At 43.0% G+C, this 25,438-nt stretch carries 23 protein-coding genes, 1 pseudogene and 1 riboswitch; of the genes and pseudogenes, 9 read left to right on the forward strand and 15 right to left on the reverse strand.

The genetic code is table 11. The annotated features are described in order from the left end of the window. The first annotated feature begins 126 nt into the window (after positions 1-126). The gene (locus FRX57_RS03105; protein WP_146566525.1) at positions 127-1,785 is read left to right on the forward strand and encodes an Rqc2 family fibronectin-binding protein; all 1,659 of its coding nucleotides are present in this window, start codon (positions 127-129) and stop codon (positions 1,783-1,785) included. 31 nt (positions 1,786-1,816) lie between these two features. On the opposite strand, the gene FRX57_RS03110 is transcribed toward FRX57_RS03105, so the two are convergent. The 3 genes from FRX57_RS03110 to FRX57_RS03120 are packed head-to-tail and all read right to left on the reverse strand — an operon-like array spanning position 1,817 to position 4,715. After that, a complete protein-coding gene (locus FRX57_RS03110) occupies positions 1,817-3,043 on the reverse strand; it encodes a tetratricopeptide repeat protein (protein ID WP_146566527.1) in 1,227 nt (408 codons plus the stop codon). Then, positions 3,033-4,193: an AI-2E family transporter gene (locus FRX57_RS03115; protein WP_146566529.1), complete on the reverse strand. Its 1,161-nt coding sequence runs from the start codon at positions 4,191-4,193 to the stop codon at positions 3,033-3,035. Before FRX57_RS03115 ends, FRX57_RS03110 begins: the two co-directional genes overlap by 11 nt. A gap of 51 nt (positions 4,194-4,244) precedes the next feature. Further along, on the reverse strand, positions 4,245-4,715 hold the full coding sequence (locus FRX57_RS03120) for an NUDIX hydrolase (RefSeq protein ID WP_146566531.1): 471 nt from the start codon (positions 4,713-4,715) through the stop codon (positions 4,245-4,247). Positions 4,716-4,853: 138 nt separating this feature from the next. Between FRX57_RS03120 and FRX57_RS03125 the strand changes: the two genes are divergently transcribed. Together FRX57_RS03125 and FRX57_RS03130 are read left to right on the forward strand one after the other, a co-directional pair. Next, the gene (locus FRX57_RS03125) at positions 4,854-5,045 is read left to right on the forward strand and encodes a hypothetical protein (protein WP_146566533.1); all 192 of its coding nucleotides are present in this window, start codon (positions 4,854-4,856) and stop codon (positions 5,043-5,045) included. A gap of 55 nt (positions 5,046-5,100) precedes the next feature. Continuing rightward, the gene (locus tag FRX57_RS03130; RefSeq protein ID WP_146566535.1) at positions 5,101-5,592 is read left to right on the forward strand and encodes a GNAT family N-acetyltransferase; all 492 of its coding nucleotides are present in this window, start codon (positions 5,101-5,103) and stop codon (positions 5,590-5,592) included. A gap of 85 nt (positions 5,593-5,677) precedes the next feature. Here the strand turns inward: FRX57_RS03130 and FRX57_RS03135 are convergent, their stop codons facing one another. Further along, a complete protein-coding gene (locus FRX57_RS03135; protein WP_146566537.1) occupies positions 5,678-6,067 on the reverse strand; it encodes a nuclear transport factor 2 family protein in 390 nt (129 codons plus the stop codon). A gap of 125 nt (positions 6,068-6,192) precedes the next feature. On the opposite strand from FRX57_RS03135, the gene FRX57_RS03140 reads away from it, so the two are divergent. Beyond that, positions 6,193-6,540 carry a winged helix-turn-helix transcriptional regulator gene (locus FRX57_RS03140; RefSeq protein WP_146566539.1) on the forward strand — a complete coding sequence of 116 codons (348 nt, stop codon included), beginning with the start codon at positions 6,193-6,195 and terminating at the stop codon, positions 6,538-6,540. 24 nt (positions 6,541-6,564) lie between these two features. On the opposite strand, the pseudogene FRX57_RS03145 reads toward FRX57_RS03140, so the two are convergent. The 4 genes and pseudogenes from FRX57_RS03145 to FRX57_RS03160 all read right to left on the reverse strand — a co-directional run. Further along, positions 6,565-7,614, reverse strand: a pseudogene (locus FRX57_RS03145) (CapA family protein); the annotation flags it as partial. Positions 7,615-7,834: 220 nt separating this feature from the next. After that, positions 7,835-9,784 (reverse strand): PTS fructose transporter subunit IIABC, encoded by a 1,950-nt coding sequence (locus FRX57_RS03150; RefSeq protein ID WP_146566541.1) that lies wholly within the window; start codon positions 9,782-9,784, stop codon positions 7,835-7,837. Then, positions 9,781-10,692 carry a 1-phosphofructokinase gene (pfkB, locus tag FRX57_RS03155; protein WP_146566543.1) on the reverse strand — a complete coding sequence of 304 codons (912 nt, stop codon included), beginning with the start codon at positions 10,690-10,692 and terminating at the stop codon, positions 9,781-9,783. The genes FRX57_RS03150 and pfkB overlap by 4 nt, the downstream gene beginning before the upstream one ends. Continuing rightward, positions 10,689-11,408 carry a DeoR/GlpR family DNA-binding transcription regulator gene (locus FRX57_RS03160; RefSeq protein ID WP_246100918.1) on the reverse strand — a complete coding sequence of 240 codons (720 nt, stop codon included), beginning with the start codon at positions 11,406-11,408 and terminating at the stop codon, positions 10,689-10,691. Before FRX57_RS03160 ends, pfkB begins: the two co-directional genes overlap by 4 nt. A gap of 263 nt (positions 11,409-11,671) precedes the next feature. Next, positions 11,672-11,759: riboswitch (glycine riboswitch) on the forward strand. Between the two features lie 111 nt (positions 11,760-11,870). Here FRX57_RS03160 and FRX57_RS03165 point away from each other — a divergent pair. After that, a complete protein-coding gene (locus tag FRX57_RS03165) occupies positions 11,871-13,190 on the forward strand; it encodes an alanine/glycine:cation symporter family protein (RefSeq protein ID WP_146566548.1) in 1,320 nt (439 codons plus the stop codon). A gap of 82 nt (positions 13,191-13,272) precedes the next feature. Further along, positions 13,273-14,493 carry a cation diffusion facilitator family transporter gene (locus tag FRX57_RS03170; RefSeq protein ID WP_146566550.1) on the forward strand — a complete coding sequence of 407 codons (1,221 nt, stop codon included), beginning with the start codon at positions 13,273-13,275 and terminating at the stop codon, positions 14,491-14,493. Positions 14,494-14,541: 48 nt separating this feature from the next. Here FRX57_RS03170 and FRX57_RS03175 read toward each other — a convergent pair whose 3' ends face one another. From FRX57_RS03175 to FRX57_RS03185, 3 genes are read right to left on the reverse strand one after another with little or no spacing between them, the layout of a single operon-like run. Continuing rightward, the gene (locus FRX57_RS03175; protein ID WP_146566551.1) at positions 14,542-15,381 is read right to left on the reverse strand and encodes an amino acid ABC transporter substrate-binding protein; all 840 of its coding nucleotides are present in this window, start codon (positions 15,379-15,381) and stop codon (positions 14,542-14,544) included. A gap of 12 nt (positions 15,382-15,393) precedes the next feature. After that, a complete protein-coding gene (locus FRX57_RS03180) occupies positions 15,394-16,023 on the reverse strand; it encodes an amino acid ABC transporter ATP-binding protein (protein ID WP_146566553.1) in 630 nt (209 codons plus the stop codon). Between the two features lie 9 nt (positions 16,024-16,032). Then, positions 16,033-16,674 carry an amino acid ABC transporter permease gene (locus tag FRX57_RS03185; protein ID WP_146566555.1) on the reverse strand — a complete coding sequence of 214 codons (642 nt, stop codon included), beginning with the start codon at positions 16,672-16,674 and terminating at the stop codon, positions 16,033-16,035. Between the two features lie 405 nt (positions 16,675-17,079). Here FRX57_RS03185 and FRX57_RS03190 point away from each other — a divergent pair, with 405 nt between their 5' ends. Both FRX57_RS03190 and FRX57_RS03195 read left to right on the forward strand, forming a co-directional pair. Then, on the forward strand, positions 17,080-18,201 hold the full coding sequence (locus FRX57_RS03190) for a PTS sugar transporter subunit IIC (protein WP_146566558.1): 1,122 nt from the start codon (positions 17,080-17,082) through the stop codon (positions 18,199-18,201). A 26-nt stretch (positions 18,202-18,227) separates the two neighbouring features. Further along, positions 18,228-19,259 (forward strand): branched-chain amino acid aminotransferase, encoded by a 1,032-nt coding sequence (locus tag FRX57_RS03195; RefSeq protein ID WP_146566560.1) that lies wholly within the window; start codon positions 18,228-18,230, stop codon positions 19,257-19,259. Positions 19,260-19,351: 92 nt separating this feature from the next. Here the strand turns inward: FRX57_RS03195 and FRX57_RS03200 are convergent, their stop codons facing one another. From FRX57_RS03200 to FRX57_RS03215, 4 genes are all read right to left on the reverse strand, one after another. Continuing rightward, positions 19,352-21,097: an ABC transporter ATP-binding protein gene (locus tag FRX57_RS03200; protein WP_146566561.1), complete on the reverse strand. Its 1,746-nt coding sequence runs from the start codon at positions 21,095-21,097 to the stop codon at positions 19,352-19,354. Then, a complete protein-coding gene (locus FRX57_RS03205; RefSeq protein ID WP_146566563.1) occupies positions 21,087-22,868 on the reverse strand; it encodes an ABC transporter ATP-binding protein in 1,782 nt (593 codons plus the stop codon). Before FRX57_RS03205 ends, FRX57_RS03200 begins: the two co-directional genes overlap by 11 nt. Before the next feature lie 157 nt (positions 22,869-23,025). Further along, entirely contained in the window at positions 23,026-23,496 is a 471-nt protein-coding gene (locus FRX57_RS03210) for a VanZ family protein (protein ID WP_146566566.1), read from the reverse strand. A gap of 22 nt (positions 23,497-23,518) precedes the next feature. Next, positions 23,519-24,043 (reverse strand): YutD family protein, encoded by a 525-nt coding sequence (locus FRX57_RS03215; RefSeq protein ID WP_146566568.1) that lies wholly within the window; start codon positions 24,041-24,043, stop codon positions 23,519-23,521. Between the two features lie 164 nt (positions 24,044-24,207). Here FRX57_RS03215 and FRX57_RS03220 point away from each other — a divergent pair, with 164 nt between their 5' ends. Next, positions 24,208-25,422 carry a mechanosensitive ion channel gene (locus FRX57_RS03220; RefSeq protein ID WP_146566570.1) on the forward strand — a complete coding sequence of 405 codons (1,215 nt, stop codon included), beginning with the start codon at positions 24,208-24,210 and terminating at the stop codon, positions 25,420-25,422. Positions 25,423-25,438: the final 16 nt, after the last annotated feature.

Raw genomic sequence — 25,438 nt, forward strand, 5'->3', positions numbered from 1 at the left:
TTTTATTAAATCGTAGAACTATTTTACCATATTCTCCCCCATCAGTCTATCTTACCATGCTAGGATCGGCTGAAAACAGTTAGATTTATGGTATAATAAGCTGATATCACCAAAAAGGAGAAACTCATGTCTTTTGATGGCTTTTTTTTACACCATTTGACCCAAGAACTCAAAGACCAACTCGTTGGTGGGCGCATTCAAAAAATCAACCAGCCCTTTGAACGTGAGCTGGTTTTGGGCATTCGTAACCATAGAAAAAATTATAAACTCCTACTCTCAGCCCATCCCGTTTTTGGACGGGTGCAAACCACTACGACGGACTTTCAAAATCCTCAGTCACCAAATACCTTTACCATGATAATGCGTAAATACCTTCAAGGAGCGCTTATCGAAAGGCTGGAACAGATTGACAATGACCGTATTCTTGAAATCAGCGTCTCCAACAAAAATGAAATTGGCGATCAGGTAAGCGTAAGCCTCATCATTGAAATGATGGGGAAACATAGTAACATCATTCTCGTGGATAAAAGTCAACAAAAAATCATAGAATCCATCAAGCATGTTGGCTTTGCTCAAAATAGCTACCGGACCATCCTACCTGGTTCTAGTTATCTAGCTCCACCTCAAAAAGATAGCCATAACCCCTTTACCATTGGCGATGAGAAGCTCTTTGAAGTCCTACAAACAGAAGAACTGTCTCCCCAAAACCTACAAAAACTCTTTCAAGGTCTAGGCCGAGATACAGCGACAGAATTAGCAAAACAGCTAGATACCAACAACAAGCTCAAAGCCTTTCGTCACTTTTTCAGCCAAGTGACACAACCCACGATTACCGGCCAGTCTTTTTCTGCGGTAACATTTGACACGTCACAGGAAGAATTTCCTGATTTCACCAGTTTGCTGGACTATTTTTACCAAGAAAAGGCAGAGCGTGACCGCATTAGCCAACAAGCCAGTGATTTGGTGCAACGTGTGCAAAATGATTTAGAAAAGAATCGTAAAAAGTTACGCAAGCAAGAACAAGAACTATCCGACACCGATTTGGCAGAGGACTTCCGCCAAAAGGGCGAACTCTTGACCACTTACCTCAGTCAAGTTCCCAATAACAAGGACCAGGTGACCTTGGACAATTATTATACCGGTCAACCCGTCACCATCGCCCTCAACCTAGCCTTGACACCCAACCAAAATGCCCAACGTTACTTCAAAAAATATCAAAAACTCAAAGAAGCTGTCAAACATTTGACCAATCTCATTGAAGAAACCAAGCAAACCATCGCCTATTTGGAAAGTGTGGACCTGTCCCTAACCCAAGCTTCACTAGATGATATCGACGATATCCGAGAGGAACTCATTCAAACAGGCTTTGTCAAGCAACGCCACCGCCAGAAACTCCATAAACGCAAAAAGCCTGAGCAGTACCTAGCAACTGATGGCAAAACCATCATTCTGGTCGGTCGCAACAACCTACAAAATGAAGAATTAACCTTCAAAATGGCCAAAAAAGGGGAACTTTGGTTCCATGCCAAAGACATGGCCGGCAGTCACGTCATTATCAAGGACAATCTTGACCCTAGCGACGAAGTCAAAACCGACGCTGCTGAACTCGCCGCCTACTATTCCAAAGGGCGTCTCTCCAACCTAGTGCAGGTTGATATGATTGAGGCCAAAAAACTCCATAAACCAACAGGAGCTAAGCCAGGATTTGTCACCTACACCGGCCAAAAAACCCTACGGGTAACCCCAACTGCTGAAAAAATTCAGGCCATGAAAATCACTCAATAAGTAGAAAAAGAGATTGGCAAGCCAATCTCTTTTAATCGTCCAACAAATAGGCCATCTCACTATCATCTGGCACCAGCTTGAGATAGGATGCAAGCACCTGCGATAAGAGCTCATCCTCCCCCCACTCTCTAAGGAGATAGGCATAATCCTTGAGAAAATCTGGATTATCCGTCAAATAAAGGTAGATGTCCCGATAAATGGTCAGAGCCTTCTCGCCCTCATCCAGAGCCTGATAGGCCTTGGCTACCGTCCACTTGGTCAAAACGCTATCTATTTCTTCCAGTGGCAAAGCGACTACCTCTTGGTAACGCTCCTGCTCCAGATAAAGATTGGCCAAAGGCAAGAAAACTTCCTCTAAATCTTCTGCAACCGCCTTAGCCTTGAGCAAATAGGCCTCTGCCTGTTCTTCCTCATGGTTTTCATAGGCTAATTGCGAAGCTAGGAGCAAGAGTTGACTGTCAAATTCATTCTTGGTTAAGCCTTGCTGCACCAAAGCTAGAGCTTGGCTGACTTGGTAATCGCCGTGCAGAGATTTGGCATAGGCATACTCATAGCCAAGAAAATCTGGCGACATGGTCTCCAACTGCTTGAAATAAACATTGGCCCGCTGAAAGGCTTCCTGCTCACTCAAGAGACAGGCCAGTTCAAAGACGGTTTGGTCGTCATACTCGATTTCCACTGCCTTTTCTAAAAATTCTACGGCAGCTTCAATCTTGCCCAAGTGAGCATAGGAGCGACCAATCCGCTGATAAGTCGAAATCCCTGTCTGGGTCAAGATGTCACGATTGTCCAGTTTGGCATAGGCCGCAATAGCTGCTTGAAAATTTCCCAGAGTATAGTCCAATTCTGCCAGTCCAAAAGTAATCAAAGGATTATCCGATAGCTGACTAGCCAGAACTAATTTTTCCCGTGCTACATCCGTCAAGCCCTCACTGTCATAAAGGTCTGCCATCATCAAGAGGCTACTAAGATAGTCTGGGCTAGTCTTATCAATCTGGTCCAAATAAAAGAAGGCCTGCTCCAAATCCCCATCTTCGGCTGCGATTTCTGCCAAGCTGAGATTGACCTCGGGAAAATCGCCTTGCAATTGCAAGTAAGCCTCTTGCGCCTGAGGGTAAAAACCAATGGACTGAAGGTAGGTCGCTAATTCCAACAACACCTCTTGGTCATCCTTGGCCAGGGCTCGCTGAAAGTACTTATCTGCCCTTTGTAAATCGCCTTGCTCCAAGGAAAGTAACATTTTTTCACTATTCCACATGCTCTATAACGTCCTCCTCATATAAGCCACTGACCTGACGATACCAGGCAAAGATTTCCTTGACCACGACCTTGATAGAAGCATAGATGGGAATGCCCAAAAAGACGCCCCAAACCCCAAACATGGAACCCGTTGTCAAGAGGATAAACATGATGGTAATCGGATGAATGCTCAGCTTGCTTCCCAAGACCAGAGGGGTGACGAAACGCCCTTCAATGGTTTGTTCGATCATAAAGACCAAGAGAACCTTGATTAACAGAAAAGGCCCACCAACTAATCCCAGAATAACAACCGGCACCATGGCCAAAAAACTCCCCAAATAAGGAATCATATTCAGTACACCGGCCAAGACACCAAAGGTAATGGCATAAGGTAAGCCAATTAAGCTAAACATGATAGAAAACATAATCCCGACAACAATGGCTACTGTAACCTGGCCTTGGACATAACCTGACAACTGGGCATTGATGCCACTAAGGATACGTCTAATTGAAGCCCTCATCCTTGTTGGAATATAGCTAAGAAAACTAGTCTTCATCTCCTTACCATCTCGCAAGAAATAAAAGAGAATAAAAGGAGTAATAATGATAGCAACCGCCACCTTGGCCAAGGTCCCTGCCAGGTTACCTAGCCAATTTACGGCATCCCGCGAAAAGGTCTCTGCATAGTCAACTGCCTTTTGACTAAGGTTGTCAACTAGACTTTCCAACTGCGGACGAAAACCCGCCAATCGCTCATCTTGCAACAGGAGAATAATCCTCTTTTCCACACTACGCATATAGGTCGGTAGATTACGAATAAAACTGGTCATTTGATGCTCTGCCATAGGCACAAAATTGGCCAATATAAGGAGCAAGACCAAAAACACAGCAAAAAAGACAATGCTAATGGCCCCTACACGACCCAATCCCTTCTTCTCCAACCATGATACTGAAGGCTCCAAGAGGTAATACAAAATCATTGACATGACCAAGGGTAACATGACCACCGCTCCAAAATAAATCAGGGGCGTAAAAAGGGAGCTGATTTTAGTGAAAATAAGAATATTTAGGAAAAGCAAGAGCGTTACCAAAAGGACTGTGACTGCTTGATTATTCAAAAACCACTTGAAAAACCAGGTCAGATTAAAATGTTTTTCTTTCGTGTTCATAATTCCTCCAATTTATACAAAGGCAATACTAGCTGAGTTTCAACATCTACTCTAGTCATAAAAATAAACGTCCTTGTCCACTAGACGACCAGCATCGTAGGAAAACTTAGCGGAAAAAAAGGGATAATCATCTAAAATCCAACGGAAAAGTTCATAATCACCCTCCCAGGTCGGTTTGGTCAAGACATCCTCATAGGCCACCCATTCTAAACGCCCTTCAGGGCAGGTCGCCAGCAGCTCCCCCTCAAATGCCGTTACCTTAAAGACATAGGTGTACCAGTCATGACCAGGCGTAAACTTGGGAAAAGTGACCAGCCCCTTGAGTGACAGTTGCTTAACCCTTAGCCCTGTTTCCTCCCAAACCTCTCGCTTGGCACATTCTTCAGGGCTTTCACCCGGCTCTAGCTTACCGCCGACCGAGATCCACTTCCCATAGTGAACATCATCTGGTCGCTGATTGCGATGTAGCAGCAAGAGCTCCTTGCCATTATCAATATAACAAATGGTAGCTAACTTGGTCATGACTCTCTCCTCAAATGCTTTTGCTTTTGCTTGTTCTTTCATTATATCATAAAAGCGCTAATAATTTTTTAGTCAAGTCATTGGACATTTGCTCTTTTTTATGGTTTAATAGAAACAAATAAGAAAAGAGGTATAACAATGAACCCACAAGAACTTTTTGAACAAGTTAAGGACATGATTGCTAAGAAAGACTTCTCAGCAGCTCAAGACTTCATCAACGAAAACAAGGATAATCTTGGCGAATACTTTGAACAAGCTAAATCACTTGTTAGCGGTGGCGAAGGTGTTAGCGGTCTTGTTGATAAGGTTAAAGGCCTATTCGGTAAATAAGCAAGAAAGGACTGGGCAACCAGTTCTTTTTGTTCGTTAGTATCAGGAGAATGTTATGAAGATTAGACCTGCAATCATGGCTGATTTTGACCAAATCATGACCATCTATGCCCAAGCACGACAACTGATGATAGCTACCGGCAATCCTAACCAGTGGGCCAAGAATAACTGGCCACCGGCCGACTTGGTCAAGCAAGATATCCTAAGCGGCAAGTCCTATGTTTGTGAAACCGAGCAAATCGTCGGTGTCTTTTACTATGATTTCGGTAAAGATATTGAGCCTAGTTATGCCACCATTGACAAGGGAGCCTGGCAAGATGATACCCCTTATGGTGTCATTCATCGTCTGGCTAGTAACGGCAAGACCAAGGGAGTTGGCCAAGCCTGTATCCAATGGGCCTTGGCACAAAATCCCCATCTTCGGATTGATACCCACCTTGACAACCTCCCTATGCAAAAGCTCCTAGCCAAGCTCAACTTTCAACAGTGTGGCCTCATTTATGTGCCGCAAGATAGTGACCCACGTTTGGCCTATGAAAAAAGCTAAGTCTCCAACCATTCTGACCTTAACCATTTTGGGAGCCCCATCTTTAACAAGTAAAAAAAGGGATAATCCCCCCTTTTTTTATTTCTTAACCCCAAAATTCATCTTCTGCGGCTTGGTCTGCTGAAAAGAGCCAAACTTCCTTGATTTTTCCGTCTTCCATTCGGAAAAGGTCAATCCCATTCATATTCAACTCTGTGCCGTCTGGCCGTGTGCCCAAAAAGGTCACATTAGCGGCCACCAAGTCTTGGTTATCTGATACCCAATTGGTCACAACCTTAAAAGTGCCCTGTGTTTTCTCGGCAAACGACGCCAAGTGACCCCCTAAGACATCCTTGCCAATATGGGTTCCTGACGTGCTATGAGCTCCTGGCTGGTGCCAGATAATATCATCGGCCATGGTTGCAAAGACTCCTGCAAAATCTCCTGCCGCTAGGGCTGTGTTGTAAGCATTAAAAATAGCTAAATTTTTTGACATGATGATGTCCTCCTCAATCATAAAGTATGTTATAATTTTACCAAGTCACCAATAAAAAACAAGTAGGTACTTTATCGTTAGCTAGTAGCAAATTAGGTAGCATTATAACAAATAAAGGAGAAAATATGTCAGAAAAAGTTAGCCAATATGGCATCTGTCCCTTTGCCACCACCCAAAAAGTCTTGACCGGCAAGTGGGCTCTGGTCATCATTTATCAACTCAGTACGGGAACCAAGCGTTTCAATCAACTTCAGCGATTGATTCCTGGTATTACACAAACCATTCTAACGCGACATCTGAGACAACTCGAAGCTGATAAAATCGTCGAGCGGAAGGTCTATGCTGAAATTCCACCTCGGGTTGAGTATAGCCTAACCCCCATTGGCCAAAGTTTTCAAACTGTCCTAGACGCTGTTGAAGTTTGGGGAAAAGACTACATGGAATTGCTCCAAGAACCATCATCAAAAGCCTAATCTATTTTCAGATTAGGCTTTTTTTTACCATTGTAAATTAACCAGTTCATTCATTTCCTGATAGGCTGTGTCAACCTTTTCTTGCATGGCCTTATCTAACTCATTGCGGTAGCGACCACCTTTAATAAAGTCCTCTAAAACCATGACACGATAATCAAAGTACTCGTAGCCAGCAGGATCGTATTGCCCCTTACCCCAAGCCCAAACCAGGGTTGGTCGTGCTTTGACAGTTTTGACAATGGTCCTATCGCCTGTTTTTTCAAAAGTAACATCCATCAAAACCCCTCGCTCAGTCCATTTGTTTTCCAAGCGCTCATAGGTTTGATTGGAAATAAAATTCCCCATGGAATAGATGATAAATTTTTTCTCACCATCTTTTTCTAGCGTTTCTGCAGGTTCAACCACATGAGGATGGCCACCAAAGACAACATCGGCTCCCCAGTCAACCATCTTACGATAGAGTCGCCTTTGCTCTGCCGTTGGCTCTAAGGCATATTCCTCGCCCATTTGTGGCATAATGACCGTGACATCAGCCGTTTTTTCCGCCTCTTGAATTTCGGCCTTCATTTTAGCTTCATCCAAATCCGACAGGTGGGCTTGATACTGTTCTTCCGTCAGATTGGCCTCCATGCCATTATAACCATAGGAATAGCCCAAAATAGCAATTTTTATCCCATTAACTTCCTTGATAAGAATACCTTCCTTGTCCCGGTCTTTTTTATAGACGCCAATGGTGTCCAAGCCCAAACGCTCAAAGGTTTTGACGGTGTCTAAAGCCCCTGATAATTGGGAGTCTAAGATATGATTATGGGCTAAATCAACCACATCATAGCCCGTTTTTTGCATGGTTTTGGCAATTTCAGGCGGAGCATTAAAGAGGGGATAGCCTGCCAAGGGATAATCTGGACTAATGGTCCCCTCAAAATCACCCAAGGCCAAATCTGCCCCAGCGATCCAGTCCTTGACATACTTAAAATAATCATCAAATTGATAGGAACCATCTGCCTGCCTAGCACTGGTGTAGAGAACGTCATGCAACAAAATATCACCATTAGCCACTATACGAGCAGTTTGAGCCTGTTCTTGGACAGACTCCCGTCTAGCTCCACCGTACAACTGCTTCAACACAACTATTTCTACCCCTAAAATTAGTAGGAAAAGAGCCATTAAAAAACTATTTCTCCGCCTGTTCATCGCCGACACCTCCTGTATCTAGTATACCATGCTTTTGCAAAAATTAAAACGCTTGCTCCAAGAAAAAGAACCTAGAAAACTCTAGATTCTTAATCCCTTATTAAGCTTTTTTACGCAAAGCACCGAAAATAATACCTGATACAATCGCTCCAATAAGAACAAAGACAAGGTAAAGAAGGGCATTACTGGTTAAGGCGATAACGAAGATACCACCGTGTGGGGCTAGTAATTTAATACCAGCCAAACCAACCAAGGCACCTGAGAGGGCTGAACCAACCATGAAACTTGGAATAGCACGTGCTGGGTCAGCCGCCGCAAATGGAATAGCTCCTTCAGTGATGAATGATAGTCCCATAACGATATTGGTCAAACCAGACTCACGCTCTTCAGCAGTAAATTTATCCTTGAACAAGAGGGTTGCAACAAAGACTGCAAGGGGTGGAACCATACCACCAGCCATAACAGCAGCCATGACAACTGAACCACCATTAGCCACTGAGGCTGCCAAGGTTCCTGTACCAAAGACATAGGCTGCCTTGTTGATTGGGCCACCCATGTCAATAGCCATCATCCCTGCAACGACTAAACCAACAAGGACAGCTGAGCTACCTGACAAGCCTTCAAGGAAGTTATTCAAACCTGTATTAATAGCTGCCATTGGGATATTGACAAAAAGCATCAAGAAACCGGTTAAGAAGACACCCAAAACTGGGAAAAGCAAGATTGACTTGATGCCTTCAAGCGAACGTGGTAGACCTGCCAAAAGCTTACGCAAGACAAGGATGACACCACCAGCTAGGAAACCACCCACAAGGGCACCCAAGAAACCTGATGAAACCCCTGCTAGGGCTAGAGTTTCTTCACCTCCTGAAGCAAATGGCACCTTGCCCCAAGCCAAACCACTTGAAGCGATGGCTCCTGCCACAAAACCAGAAACCAAACCTGGTTTTTCAGCAATAGAATAAGCAATGTAACCTGCTAACAGTGGCAACATAAAGCCAAAGGCTGCTTGACCAATCTTCATGAACATTGAAGCCAATTCATGGTAAGACCCCAAGTTACCCAATTGATCCTTCGGCACACCCAGCATATTATCAATCAAGAAGGCCAGGGCAATCATGATACCACCACCAATAACAAATGGTAGCATTTGGCTAACCCCGCTCATCAAGTGTTTGTAGAAAGCACCACCTAGACCGCTAGCCGCTTCTGCTTGACTAGTTGTTCCAGTTGATTTCGCGATATAGATATCTGCTTGGCCTTGCAGAACAAGGTTAATCAATTCTTCTGATTTTTTAATACCATCGGCAACTGGACGAGAAACTAAGGGTTTACCAGCAAAGCGGTCCATCTCAACGGCCTTATCTGCTGCGATGATAACCCCTTTAGCACGCTTGATGTCCTCAGCAGTTAGTTTATTACCAACACCAGATGCCCCATTTGTTTCAACCTTGATGCCGACACCCATCTCTGCCGCTTGTTTTTTCAAGGCTTCTTCAGCCATGTAGGTGTGGGCAATCCCTGTTGTACAAGCTGTAACTGCTACGATAAGGTCTTGGTCTGCTGCTGGAGCCACTACTGCTTGATTAGTTTCTTTTTCTTCTGCCTGATTGAAGACCGCAAGCACTTCTTCTGGAGAGTTTGCCTGACGCAACTGATTTGCAAAGCCATCCTTCAATAAATATTGTGATAATTCTGCCAAGGCTGCCAAATGGGTATCATTTGCCCCCTCTGGTGCAGCAATCATGAAGAAAAGATCAGTTGGCTGACCATCCAAGGCTTGGTAATCAACCCCCTTGTTTGATTTAGCAAATAAAACCGTTGCTTCTTTGACAGCAGCATTTTTACTATGAGGCATGGCAATACCGTCCCCCAAACCAGTTGAGGTTTGAGCCTCACGGTTCATGATCCCTGCCTTAAAGGTGTCAAAGTCAGTGACATAGCCTTTGGCAACCAAACTATTAATCATTTCATCAATGACTGCTTCTTTACTGGTCGCTTGCAAGTCAAGCAACATGACATCTTTTCTTAATACATCTTGGATTTTCATAACGTTTCTACCTCCACTTTTTCATAAATTTCTTTGATAAAATCAATGCTGGCTAGGTCATCGGAAAAGGCTGTTGCCGTTCCACAAGCCACGCCCCATTTGAGAGCTTCCACAGGATTTGCTGATTTGGCAAATTCACCTGTGAAGCCAGCCACCATCGAGTCCCCTGCTCCAACCGAGTTTTTAACCACACCCTTGATTGGTTTAGCAAAATAGCTGGCTTCCTTGGTCACCAAAACGGCACCATCACCGGCCATGGATACAATGACATGCTGGGCTCCCTTATCTAGGAGTTGGCCCGCATACGTTACCACATCAGCCAGTCCTTGCAAGCTCGTTTCAAAAATCATTTCCAGCTCATGATTGTTGGGTTTGACCAAGAGCGGCTCGTAAGCCAAACTATCAACCAAGGTCTGACCTTCAAAATCACAAACCACCTGAGCCCCTGTTTTTTTAACCAAGGGAATTAAACGGTTATAGACCGCATTACCCAAATTGGCTGGTGCTGACCCTGCAAAAACAACAATATCATCAGCCGTCAACTGGGCTAATGTTGCCTCCAAGGCCACCAACTGTTGCTCTGTAATGACTGGCCCTGCTCCATTGATTTCAGTTTCTTGGTCAGCCTTGATTTTAACATTGATGCGGGTATCCTGCTCAACCTTAACAAAATCTGTACTGATTGACTCGGCGACCAAGCCTTGCTCGACAAAGTCACCGGTAAAACCACCGATAAAACCTGTTGCCGTATTGGCCACGCCCAAGCGTTGCAAGACACGACTAACATTGATCCCTTTTCCTCCAGCAAATTTATCGTCGCTGGTCATGCGATTAACACCGCCCAAGTCTAATTGGTCCACACGAACGATAAAATCAATAGAAGGATTTAAGGTTACCGTATAAATCATATCGTTATCACCTTCGTTTTCTCTCTTAATAATGCTATTAGCGATTGCTCTGTCTGGTTGCTTATAATCGTAACTTCCTCAACAGCCGCCACTGTGACAAAGTAGACCTGATCGAGCTTAGAACTATCCGCTAAAATATAAGTTTCTTTAGCGTTTTTGATAATGGCTTTTTTCACCATGGCTTCTGCCATATCTGGTGTCGTAATTGAATTGGCATCTATCCCATTAATTCCCAAAAAAGCCTTATCAAAATTTAATTGATTGATCTGCTCAACGGCAATTAAACCGATGTTGGCATTGGTTGCCTGCTTGACAAATCCCCCAATCATAATGGTTTCAATCCCCTTGGCCGCCAAATCATTGGCGTGTTGGATAGAATTAGTCACCACAGTCAAATTTTTCTGCCCCAATTCCTTGATCAGTAGGCTAGTTGTCGTTCCTGCATCAATAAAAATAACCTCTTCGTCAGCAATCAGGCTGGCCGCAGCTTGTGCTAGGCACTTTTTGGCCTGAACGTTTTTGACAGATTTTTGCTGGTTACTCAATTCCTCTTGCAGGAGTTTTGGCTTTTCGGCGCCGCCATGCACACGACGCAAAAGACCCTGACTGGCCAACTCTTCTAAGTCTCTTCGTACCGTTGACTCAGACGTCGCCAACAACTGCATCAAATCATCCAAACTAGCCACGCCATCGGAGTGAATCTTGTCTAGAATCAATCGTTTACGCTCTGATTTTAAGATATAACCACCACCTCTTGCAATCGTTTACAGTTATATTATACCCGTTTTTCTGTCATTGTCAAGCAAATTCTTTCAAATTCCTCCAAAAAAATAAGCCGTTTTTGACAAATGATGGATTTTTTTATACAATAGTTAAGAAATAAAATGACCGATTGACGAAATCAGGAAAGCAAGACCATGTCTTCACCGAAGAAGTAACACTTTCAGGTATCTTGAGCATAAGATAGGGACTGATTTACTGACGGACTTCTGGAGAGACCGCTAAGGCACCGAAGGGGCAAGGCGACATTCGCCCAATCTCTCAGGTAAAAGGACAGAAGAAATAAAGCGCCACCATCAGCTGATCTGCTTTTGAGGGGCTTATTTCCTGATTCTTTGGCGGGCGGTTACTAGTTAACTGCTTTTTTGTCAATCAAAAATTAGAAATGGAGATTACACATGTTAGCATTTTTCACTGCTATTGATGATCTTGTCTGGGGACCTCCCCTACTCATTCTCTTAATGGGAACTGGAATTTACCTGAGCCTTCGTTTGGGATTGTTGCAATTTCTACGACTGCCTTACGCCTTTAAATTGATTTTCACCGAAGATAAGGGTGAAGGTGATATCTCTAGTTTTGCAGCCTTGGCGACTGCTCTTGCAGCCACAATCGGAACTGGAAATATCGTTGGTGTAGCTACTGCCATCACCTCTGGCGGACCAGGTGCCCTCTTTTGGATGTGGGTTGCCGCCTTCTTTGGGATGGCAACCAAATATGCTGAAGGTCTTTTAGCCATCAAATACCGTACCAAGGATGAAAATGGTGAGGTTTCCGGCGGCCCTATGTACTACATCTACAATGGGATGGGACCAAAATGGAAACCCCTCGCTCAATTCTTCTCCCTAGCTGGCATCATGGTCGCTCTCTTTGGCGCAGGGACCTTTACGCAAATCAATTCTATCACCTCATCTCTGGAAAATAGTTTTAGCTTCTCACCACAAGTGACCAGCATTGTCATTGCCATTATCACGGCTGTGATCATCTTTGGTGGTATTCAATCCATCTCAAAAATTTCTGAAAAAGTCGTCCCTCTCATGGCCATTATTTACATTGTTGCTACTGTCTGTGTTATCGGTGCTAATGCTGATAAGGTAGTACCAACCCTTCTCTTGGTGGTCCAATCTGCCTTCACACCAACAGCAGCCATTGGCGGTTTCTTGGGAGCAACCATGAAAGATGCTATCCAAAAAGGAATCGCCCGCGGGATTTTCTCTAACGAGTCTGGACTAGGTTCTGCTCCTATCGCTGCTGCGGCTGCCAAAACAGACCAACCTGTTGAACAAGGCCTAATCTCTATGACAGGAACCTTTATTGACACCATTATCATCTGTACCTTGACTGGTCTCTCTATCTTAGTTACTGGTCAATGGACTAGTGATCTAACTGGTGCGGCCCTTACCCAATCTGCCTTTGCTTCTGTTTTTGGTCCAATGGGTAGCCATGCCCTGACCGTATCTCTCGTTCTTTTTGCCTTTACAACCATCCTAGGTTGGTCTTATTATGGCGAACGGTGTTGTGAATTCTTATTTGGTACCAAAAGCTTGAAAGCCTATCGCCTCCTCTTTGTTATCATGGTGGGACTGGGTGGCTTCTTGCAAATTGACCTCGTTTGGGTCATCGCAGATATTGTTAATGGCCTAATGGTCTTTCCAAACCTGATTGCCCTCTTGGCCTTATCACCCGTTATTATTGCCGAAACAAAAGCCTATTTTAAATAAAACTTGTTCCGAACAAAAACCTACTGTTTTCAGTAGGTTTTTTGCTATAATAAAACAATGCACTCATTTGGAAAGGATCTTCATGGAACATCAAGATAAAATACAACAACTCAAGCTGGCCCAACGTGGACCTATCGTTAGTATTACGGTTTATTTGCTGCTAGCTATTATTAAAATCTCCGCTGGAATATTGCTCAAATCTGCTTCCCTATCAGCCGACGGTTTTAATAATGCGTCAGATATCTTAGGCAATGTCGCCATCCTTATCGGACTTTATTTAGCAAGCAAGCCTGCTGATGATGACCACCGCTTTGGCCACTGGAAAATTGAAGATTTGGCCAGTCTCATTACCTCCTTAATCATGTTCACCGTGGGCTTCCAACTCTTGTTAGACACCATCAAAGATCTCTTTAAACAAGAGCTCCTAGCAATTGATCCTGTAGCTGGCTGGGTTGGAATCATCTCCGGCCTCATCATGATTGCTCTTTCCCTCTACAATCGCCGGCTGGCAAAGATTACCCAGTCCAGCGCCCTGATTGCCGCTGCCAAGAATAATTCATCAGATGCCCTGACTTCTTTTGGCACCACGGTTGCCATTTTGGCCTCTAGTTGGCAAATGCCAATCATTGATAAACTGGCAGCCTTGGTCATTGCTTTTTTCATCCTAAAAGCCTCTTACGATATCTTTATAGAAAGCACCTTCAGTCTTTCAGACGGTTTTGATAAAAAAGAACTCCAAAAGTATGAACAAGCCATCTTAGAAATTCCTAAAATAACTGCCGTTAAATCCCTGCGCGGCCGAACCTATGGTAGTAATATTTTCTTGGATATTGTGTTAGAAATGAATCCAGACCTCTCCGTCTACGAAAGTCACGCGATTACAGACCAGGTTGACCAACTGCTCCAAGAACGTTTTGATGTCTATGATATCGATATCCATGTAGAACCCGCTGCCATTCCAGAAGATGAGATTTACGCCAATGTTTATGACAAACTCTATCAGTATGAGAAAGCTTTCCTCAGTCAAACCAACCATTACGAAAAACTGATTGCCAAGAACTTCTACGGTATCGACCAGCAGGGTAACTATCAAACCAAGAACATCTTGCTTGAACAAGGACAGAAGTATCCTACCCATCTCCAACATTTCAAGATGACCTCTGTCAGCCAAAAAACTAAATTGCTGACCTATCAGGTCAATCAGGAAGAACATGTTTCCATCTGGCGTCGCCATGAAAACTGGTCCTTAATTTTTCATCAAATAACACCTAAAATCACTCAAAATCCTCAAAAGACGCAATAAACGAAAGGCATCCCAACTTAAAATAATTGGGATGCCTTTTAACTAAGTCTAATTTTTTACCTGGTCAGTGGCGATATCTTCACCAAACCATTTATCAGAGATTTCTTGGAATTTGCCTTCTTGATACAGTTCTTTGAACGCTTGATTGATTTTCTCCACCAGAGTTGTGTCGGCTTTTCGCGCACCGACCGCAAAGTTTTCTCCACTGTACTCACTTTGAACAATGTTATACTGGTCCAATTCCCCTTCTTTTTGGAGATAGTAATTAGCATACACACGATCAATCAGAAGACCATCAATCCGATTATTTTTCAAATCAATCAGGGCTTCAGTGAAGGTACTGTACTGGGTAGCATCTTGATTTTTGACCAAATCTTTCAAGACCGTTGGGTTTGCTAGAAAGGCATCATAGCCTGATGAGCCTGCTTGAACCCCCAAGACCTTGTCTTTCATCTCAGCAAAGCGCTTGATACTTGATGATTTTTTACTCACCAAAACTTGTTCATTTTTCATGTAAGGATTGGTAAAGAGAACTTTTTTCTCCCGCTCAGGGGTCATTGAATAACCATTCCAAATCAAGTCAATCTTACCACTATTCAACTCAGTTTCTTTCAAATCCCAGTTGATGGCCTGCCATTTGACCTTAATCCCGTAACGATCAAAGACTGCATTAGCAAGGTCAATGTCAAATCCAACTGTTTTGCCGGCTTCATCTTCAAAACCCATCGGCACAAAGGTATTATCAAAACCAATGGTAATCGTCTTTTCCTTTTCATAACGGGCCCACTGGTCACTGTCGCTAGTCTTGCTTGCATTGCTGTCCTTAGACTGGCAGGCAACCAGAAACAAACTTAAACACAGGGTCACTAGGGTTAGTAATTTCTTCATTATTTCTCTTTTCTATTTGGGATAAACTTGGATAATATCATCTGCGATATTTTCTGCAAAGGCAAGATCGTGCGTAATAATCAACTGAGTCATGCCTGCTGCCTTATTTTGTAAAATCAATTGCTCCACGTCACGTCGTAATTCAGGGTCAAGAGCCGAAGTCGGTTCATCATAACCAATAATTTCTGGATCAATCATCATGGCTCGAGCCAAGGCAACCCGCTGTTTTTGACCACCCGACAAGGCGTGGGGGTATAAATCAATCTGTTGCACTAGACCGAGACGAGTAAGTAAATCCTTGGCTTTTTGACTAGCCGCTTCCTTAGTCATCCCTTGGGTCTTGGTCGGTGACAGGATCAAATTATCTAGGACCGTCAGATGGGGAAAGAGTTGAAAATCTTGGAAAACAAAACCCAATAACTGGTTTTTCGTCAAATAATCCAAAGGAACTTGTTGGCCATTATGGAAAATTTCTCCCGAATCAATGGTCTCCAGCCCTGCCAACATCCGCAATAAGGTTGTCTTACCCCCACCAGATTGACCAACAATAGCCAGTGTCTTACCTTCTGCAATCAGGAGATTAAAATCATCAAAAATCTGTTTTTGCCCAAAACGCTTAGCAATTTGTTTTAATTCTAACATCACGTCTCCTTACTTGTAGTAGTTATACTTTTTCTCAACCTGTTTTGAAATCAGGGTCAAACAACCAATTAAAATCAGATAAATCCCACCAGCAATGAACATGGGAAGCAGACTCGCGTCACGATTAGCCGCTGTACGACTGGCTAAAAGTAGGTCCCCTACTCCTAAGGTGTAAACAAGGGCTGAATCTTTAACCAAGGTAATCACCTCATTGAAAACACTAGGCAAGACTACCTTGGTGACTTGAGGCAAGATAACATAACGGATGGTTTGCATATGATTGAGTTTCAACACCTTAGCTGCTTCATACTGGCCTTGGGGAATACTCTCAATCCCACCCCGGAAAATTTCAGCAAAGTAAGCCGCATAATTCAGGGTAAAGGCTACAATAGCTGCTGGCAAGCGATCGAGGGTAATGCCGACATTTGGCAGAACATAGTAGATAAAAATCAGTTGCAATAGCAAGGGCGTTCCCCGCATAATCCAAATATAGATGGTTAAGAGCCAGTTCAAGGGTTTGATTGCTAACTTCATCAAAAAGGCTAAAATAGCACCAATTGGGATAGACAAGAGCAGGACAATCCCAAAAACTTCTAGCGTGACCAAGGTTCCCTTGAGCAGGCTGGGTAAAACTTCTAATAGGTAAGACATGATTTCTCCTTTGAGTGATAATCTTCTCTATTTTACCAAATTAAGCACTCTTTTGTAAAGCTATCTAGACCTTTATTCACTAGAATCACGAATAAAATCAGCCTGTCCGAAAGTTTTTGCTTAATTTTTCAAAAAACTCTTGTCATTCTGAAAAATCTGTGTTAGAATACAATGTATATTAAATTTTGATAATAATAAATCTTTCGAAAGGAGTGTCCTAATGTTACTAGTAGTCGTCGCTGTTATTCTCATTATTATGATAAAACACGATCATATCTGCAGTAGATAGCGACGCTTTTTTCGGTACGATTTGTACAAGGCACCATCTACTCCTTCAGTAGTTGGTGCTTTTCCATTATCAAAGGATGATATAAGTTAATTTTTTATTATTGAAAGGAAGTTTCCATGACAGAAACCAAAACAAACCTAACACTTGGTCAATTTTTAAGCAACGTTCTTAATGGTACAGCCATTGCCGTTCTTGTCGGCCTCATTCCAAATGCTATCTTGGCTGTTCTTTTGACCAGTGATGCCTTTAAGGGCAATACCTTCTTTTCCACCTGGCACTCTGCTAATGTTCTCTTTCAAGCAACCATTCCTGCTTTGATGGGGGCCTTGATTGCCCTACAATTTGGCTTTAATGGCTTAAAGGTCGGTGCTGTCGCGGCAGCTACCTATGTCGGATCTGGCGTTACCAGCAAATCTGCCCTAGCTGCAGGTCTTCTCGCCCAACTCCAAGAAAGTAAAGCAGGTGAGGAAGTTCTGCAAACCGCAACAACCCTGGCTGGTTCTTTCTTCACTGCGGGAACTGGGGATATCATCAACTCAATGTTGGTTGCTAGTCTAACAGTTGCCCTCCTCCTTCTACTTGGTGATCGACTAGGATCACTCAACATCATCTTGTTGCCCATCCTATCGGCCCTTGTAGCTACTCTCGGTCTCTTTACCCTACCTTATGTCAAATCCATCACCACTCAAATCGGTCTACTCATCCAAAACTTTACTGAACTTCAGCCTTATTTGATGAGTATGCTAATCTGTATCTCTTTTGCCATCCTTATCGTTTCACCGATTTCTACCGTTGCTATCGGTCTTGCCATCGGTCTAACTGGATTATCTGCAGGAGCTTCTGCCATGGGGGTAGCTGCAACGACAATGGTTCTCGTTGTTCATTCCTTTACCGTCAATAAACCAGGAGTTACCCTTGCTGTTGCCTTGGCCTCTATGAAAATGATGATGCCAAACGTTTTTAAGCACCCTATCGTTTACGTAAATATCATCACCACCGCTGCGCTTTGCTCACTGCTTGTTCCCCTCTTCAATATCACAGGGACACCAGCCAGTGCCGGTTTCGGACTTGTTGGCCTAACAGGACTCTTTGCTTCAATCAATGGTGGACTAGCTCCTGCCCTAGCACCTATCGTCTGGATAGCTGTTCCTCTAACCATTGCCATCGGGACACGCTTCCTATACACTAAAGTCCTCAAACTATACTCAGCTCAAGTCTTTAAATTTGAAACCAAATAATCAATATGCATTAAGGAGAATCTACTATGACAACACCAGCAACAGAACTTGATTGGAATAATTTAGGCTTTGCCTACATGAAATTACCTTATCGTTACCTGGCCCGCTACAAAGATGGCGCCTGGCAGGAAGGGGGATTGACAGAAAATTCAACCCTTGAAATCAGTGAATGTTCACCCTGCCTACACTATGGCCAGCAGGCCTTTGAAGGGTTGAAGGCCTATCGCACCAAAGAAGGCAAACTTCAACTCTTCCGCCCAGAAATGAATGCTGAACGCCTTCAACGCTCAGCCCAACGTCTACTGATGCCACCCGTTCCAACAGATCTTTTCCTAACAGCTGTTAAAGAAGTTGTTCGGGCTAATGCAGACTATGTGCCACCGTACGGCACAGGAGGAACCCTTTACCTACGTCCCATGTTAATCGGGGTCGGTGATATCATTGGGATCAAACCTGCACCGGAATATATTTTCACCGTTTTTGCTATGCCGGTTGGAAATTATTTCAAAGGTGGCTTGACCCCAACAAACTTCCTAGTATCAACAGAATTTGACCGTGCTGCCCCAAATGGTACTGGTGCAGCAAAGGTTGGTGGAAACTATGCTGCTAGCTATCTCCCAGGTAAACTCGCCCATGAGCGCCAGTTCTCAGATATGGTCTACCTTGATCCAGCTACCCATACCAAGATTGAAGAAGTTGGTGCTGCCAATTTCTTCGGTATTACCAAAAATAACGAATTTGTGACGCCATTAAGTCCATCTATTCTCCCGTCCATCACCAAATACTCTCTCCTTTACCTCGCTGAACACCGTTTAGGGATGACAGCCATTGAGGGAGATGTACCTGTTGCAGAGCTAGACCGCTTTACAGAAGCAGGTGCCTGCGGAACAGCAGCCGTTATCTCTCCAATTGGTGGCCTTCAAATTGGAGATGACTTCCATGTCTTTTATAGTGAAACTGAAGTTGGCCCTGTCACTCGCCACCTCTATGATGAATTAACTGGTATCCAATTTGGTGATGTTGAGGCACCAGAGGGCTGGATTGTTCCCGTTGATTAACACGAGTGGCAAAATAGAACATAACATAACAAAAGAGTCCTATTCCAGGACTCTTTTTTCAACAATAAAATACTTAAACTTCCCCAATAATTCTAGCTAGTCATCATGCCTGCTTGGAGCTGATACATGCGATGATAGGTCCCTCCTAGTGCCAAAAGTTCCTCATGACTACCGGATTCAATAATTTTCCCCTTATGCAAGACATAGATACAGTTAGCATCCTGAATAGTGGACAAACGATGGGCAATGGCAATCGTTGTTCGTCCCTCGCGCATTTTATGCAGGGAATGCTGCACAATCTGTTCAGTCTCTGAGTCGATATTGGCGGTTGCCTCATCTAAAATCAAAATCTTGGGCTGGCTAGCAACCGTTCGAGCAAAGGCCAGCAGCTGACGTTGACCAGTAGAGAAGGTTGTGCCACGTTCAGTAACTGGCTCATCATAGGCCAGAGGCAATTTTTGAATAAATTGATCCGCATCAACAAACTCAGCTGCTGACTTAATCTCCTGGTCCGTCAGTTCCTGATACATCCCAATATTTGACTTGACAGTTCCGTGATATAGAAAAGGCTCTTGCAGGACTAGGCCAATAGACTGGCGTAGGCTAGACTGACTATAAGTTCTAATGTCTTGACCATCAATCAAAACCTGACCCGACTGAAACTCATAAAAGCGCATCAGTACGTTAATAATAGAAGATTTACCTGAACCAGTACTGCCCACAAAAGCAATCGTTTCGCCTTTGTTCACCTCAAAAGAAATTTTATCTAAAATTTTATTATTACCGTCATAAGAGAAACTGACATCTTTAAAGACAATCTTACCTTCAGTAATAGCTTGACCCGTACTCGCCTGCTTAGGTTCATACGCTGATTCATCAATCAAATCAAAAACACGACCCGCTGCCACCATTGAAGTTTGCAGGGTAGAAAAATTTTGTGTCACTTCAATCAGAGGGTCAAACAGACGATTGACATATTGGATAAAGGCATAAATCATTCCAGCGGTAATCCCTGATGTCTGCCAATTCAAACCAAAATAAGTCAGTAACAGGGCATAGGCCAACAGCTTCAAGAGCGACATGGCTGGTCGTAAGAACAAACTGTCTAGGGCCATAGAACGATTGGCATAGCGGACATGTTCTTCATTAATGGCTGAAAACTCTTTGATCAGACGAGCTTCCTGACGAAAAGCTTGAACAATGCTAATGCCTTCAATACTCTCAGACAGTTTACTATTGATATCACTCAAAAGGGAACGTGTCTTAGCAATTACGGGTTCTGATTTTTTCCGATAAAGAGAAACTAAGATAAAAATACACGGTAACAAGAGGGAAACCAAGAGAGTTAGGCCCACATTTAAGGTCAACATGGTATAAAAAGTAACCAGAAAAATAAAGACTGCTGAAACAAAATTTGCCAAGATACCAGAAAACATCTCACTGATGGCTTCTGTGTCATTGGTGATACGCGAAACCACTGCTCCTGCTGGTGTTTGGTCAAAATAGGACATGCCTAATTTTTCCATGTTAGCAAAAGCATCTCGGCGGATATCCCGCACGATACTGAATGACACCCTAGCAAAAAAGAGATTCCCTAAATACTGTAACAGGGTTTGCAAGAGATAAAGACCATAATAACCTAGCAAGATTAAAAGGGCTGGTTGACTCAGCTGACCTAAGAAACGATCGATAAAATGAGAGGCCACGAGAGGAATAATATTCTTGACTACGGTGGTTAAAAGCAAGAAGCTCAGGGCCAAAGCAGTCAGCCACTTATAAGACGTTAAATAGGACATCAGTCTTTTAAAGACTTGCCATTGCTGTGATTTAGAAGACATCACCTACTCCTTTCAAATCAAGTTGTTGAGCGGCATAGGTTTGGGCATACCAGCCATCTTGCGCCAAGAGGTCCTCATGACGACCCCGCTCAATAATCTTGCCATCTTGCATGACTAAAATCAAATCAGCATGCACTACCGCACTCAAGCGATGGGCCGTAATAATCGTTGTCTTACCAGAACGTTTGGTTTTTAGATTTTCAATAATAGCATGCTCTGTCTTGGCATCCACCGCTGACAGTGAGTCGTCCAAAATCAAGACTTCAGGATCTAAAATCATGGCACGACTCATGGCGATACGCTGTTTCTGACCCCCAGAAAGAGAGACTCCCTTTTCACCAACTAGGGTTGCAAACCCATCTGGCATAGCCATAATATCCTCATAAACTTGGGTTAGCTCGGTAACTTCTTCAACCTGTTTTTGACTAAGTTCCGGATTAGCAAATCGAATATTGTCCAAAATAGACATGGCAAAAAGAAATTGATCTTGGGGCACATAACCAATCAGCGAACGTAAATCATTAAGGGAATAATCCTTAATATTATGCTGACCTAAACGAATAGCACCTGCTTCCAAGTCATGTTCCCGTAGGAGTAATTTTATCAGGCTAGTTTTTCCAGACCCTGTCTGACCAACCAAACCGAGTGTCTGCCCTTTCTCCAAACTAAAATGGATATCAGATAGGGTCTCTTGATGATCATAGGAAAAAGTCTCTATATCATAAGTCAGACGCCCATTGGCTATTTCAGCCAGAGGAGTGCTACTGTCAACAACATCTGATTCTTGCCCCAATAATTTTTGAATCCGTTCGTAAGACACTTTACCCCTTTGAGTCATATTAAAGAGGAAACCAACTGCCATCAAAGGCCAAACCAACATGTCCAAATAGGTGATAAAGGTTACTAAACTACCAATGGTCACTTGATTGGCTCCCACCATGATCGAACCCACCAGTAGGGTCAAGACATAGGTCGCACCGACAAATAGTAACACCAGAGGATCAAATAAGACATCATAAGACATGGCAGTCATATTTTTCTCAAAGGTTCGCTGATTTATCTTCTGGAAGCTAGCTAATTCTTGCTCCTGATAACCAAAGGATTTAGTAACCTTGATGCCTGAAACACTTTCTTGCACACTGTTATTCAGCTCAGAAAAGGCTTCATTAGCATGCTTAAAACTTTCGTGCATTTTTTTGGCTAACCGATTGGTCGCAAAGGCCATGAAGGGCAGAGGAATAATCGCAATCAAGGTCATCTGCCAAGAAATACTGAAAAACATGGTTAAAAGGGTCACTAGGGCGGTAATTGAGGCATCTACCGCTGACATAACCCCACCACCTGCCAACCGAGTCAGGGCATTAATGTCATTGGTCGCATGGGCCATCAAATCACCTGTCCGGTGTTGTTGATAAAAACTTGGTGACATTTTAGTAAATTGTTCAAACAAACGTTGTCGCATGATTTGCCCCAGGCGATAAGAAGTTCCTAAAATATACATCCGCCAGACATAACGTAGCCCATACATGGCAAAAGCTGCCAAGAGTAAGAGGGCCAGTTGACTAAACAAAGCTTGGCCAGCTAGCTGACGGCTACTAATCTGGTCAACAATTTTTCCCATGATCATAGGTGGCAGCAAGTTGATGACAGCCACTAAGCTTAAGGAAAGAATTCCAATCACATAGCGACGTTTCTCTAATGTAAAAAACCACCACAATTGAACAATAATATTCTCTGAAAATGTCTTTGATTTAAAAAATCTTGCAAGCATCAGGTCCACCTTTTCTTTCTTTTTCACCGGTCTGAGACAATAATTGCTCTCTCCCAGTCAGGGCAACTAGATGATTATATAACGATATGAAAAAAATAGCAATACATATTACTATTTTTTAGCTTCTAAACATCAGGTCTCTTGACAGAACAAGTCTCTATTGCTCTATCCTTTTTTGTGCTAGGTACTGATACGTCAGATAAGCCAGAAGGGCACCTAGGGTATTGGTCAGCAAATCATCAATTTCAAACACGCGATTGATCTGAAATAAAATATCCAGGACAACCTGCCCCAATTCAATCAAGAGGCTCAGACCAAATCCTAAGCCAAGAACTGAACGGTAACTCCGCCACCGACTATCCCATAATAGAAGAAGGAAAACCAAGGGATACAGTAAGAAGATATTCATCAGATTTTGCCCAATCAGCCAGGCCAAATCCCACCAATTTCTTATCTGTGAGTAATTGACCAGGGTATTAAAAGGAATTAAAAGAAAAGGAACTGGTCCCATATACTGAATCCCCGGTGTTTTGGTATGTACCACTTCTTGTTGGGGGCTGAAACACATGAGACAGATTAATCCACCATAGACCAGCATCCCTAGCAAGAGCCACGACCGTTTTTTCATCTCTTCAGCCTCCTTCCTAAGATTAACGATTCTTCTGACGGATAATAAATTCCCGCTTAGCCTCCTGAATCAAACGATGGGCTTCCTTATTCCTTTGCCCTTCTCTTTTCTCCCTACCTTCATGATTGGGTTTAGGATTAAAACGTGGCTTCTGTTTTCGCTTACGACGATGGTAAGGCTTTTCAAAGCTCTTCTGGTCTTTAGGCTCTTCATTGGCTAACACAAAGTAGGCACAGCCATAATTACAATATTCTTTTAGATAATCCTCTAGTCGCGATAGTTTATCCGCTGATTTCCGAGCTCGATGATCCTTGTAAAATCCCTTCAATCGTAGCTGGTCATTGCCCCAATCACCAACAATATAATCATATTTTAAAAGGATATCAGAAAAACGCTGATTAAACACCTCAAGTTGAAATCCATCCTTATAATTTTCAACTAATTTCAAGGTCAAATCGTCCGTTTTTACAATGTCATCAAAGATAATAAATTGAGGACCCGGAAATTTATTATAATTATAAAGTTCTGGTAAAATCTCTTTTTTCATGCTCAGGTCTTTCCTTACTTTCTTTAACCGTACTATTATACACTATTTTTTCTCATTTGTGAGTAAAAAACTTGTATATTACACATTATTTCAAGCATTTTACTTGATTTTTCAAGGCTTTTTTGCTAAGATGGGGTTGTAAATTTTTATATATGGAGGTACTCATGAGTACATATTTCGAAAATTTGCTCACGCAAATTGTATCATACCTACCAGCTGCTCTACGCATGATTGTGCTGATTTTACTCGCTATCATCGTAGCCAACGTGGTTAAGAAATTAGTCATTACTGGTTTGAACAAACTTCGTCCCCTTAGTTACCTAACAAAATGGGGCTTAGTTAAAGAAGGAACGGATGAAGCTGGATTGAACAAGACCATCGGTCAAGTCTTCTACTTCGTCACAATCCTCTTCTTCCTACCAGCCATCCTTTCAGGACTTGGGGTATCAAGTGTTGTTGACCCAATCTCAAGCATGTTTGCGAAATTCTTTGGCTTCATTCCAAACCTTATTGCAGCAGGCTTCATCTTGTTCCTTGGTTTCTACTTCTGTAAATTCATCAAGGGCTTGGTCAAAAACTTGATCATCAACCTACCAATTGACAAATGGATGACAAAAGCACTTGGTCAAGATAGCAAGACTGCCTTGACTAATGAAGCACAACTAGCTGATGTTCTTTCAACTGTTGTTTATGTGCTGATCTTCGTACCAATCTTGGCAACAGCTCTTGACACTCTTGGTGTTGCAGCTCTATCAAAACCAATCGTTTCTCTACTTGATCAGGTTGTTGGTTTCATTCCAAACTTGATTACAGCAGTCTTGCTATTAGCTATCGGTGGTTTCCTTGCGAAATTGATTGGTAACCTACTTGAGAAATTACTTGAAACATCAGGAATCAACCAATATTCTAAATACCTCAGCTTTGACCAAAAAGAGCCTAACTACTCTCTATCAAACATCATTGCTAACCTTGTACGTTGCGTGATTGGTGTCTTCTTCTTCGTTCAAGCGATCGCTGTTTTGAACTTGGAAGTGCTTAACGCTATCGGCTTCTCAGTCATTGCTTTCCTTCCAGCCATCATCAGCTCACTCCTCATCTTGGCAATCGCTGTTGTCGGTGGAAACATTTTGGCTGATTTCTTTGCAAAAGTCACAAACAACAAATTCTTGGGTGAAGTTGTTCGCTATGGCCTACTTGTTCTTGCCATCTTCATGACGCTTGACCAACTAGGTATTGCTCAAACAATTGTTCAATCAACCTTCACCATCATTCTTTCTGCAGTTGCGGTTGCTTTCGCTCTTGCCTTTGGTATCGGTGGACGTGACTTCGCTGCTAAACAACTTGACAAACTAGACAAAACCATCAATAAAGATAAATAGTCTATAAAAAAACATC

Origin of the sequence: Streptococcus cuniculipharyngis (assembly GCF_007859195.1) — a bacterium.
Classification (GTDB): domain Bacteria; phylum Bacillota; class Bacilli; order Lactobacillales; family Streptococcaceae; genus Streptococcus; species Streptococcus cuniculipharyngis.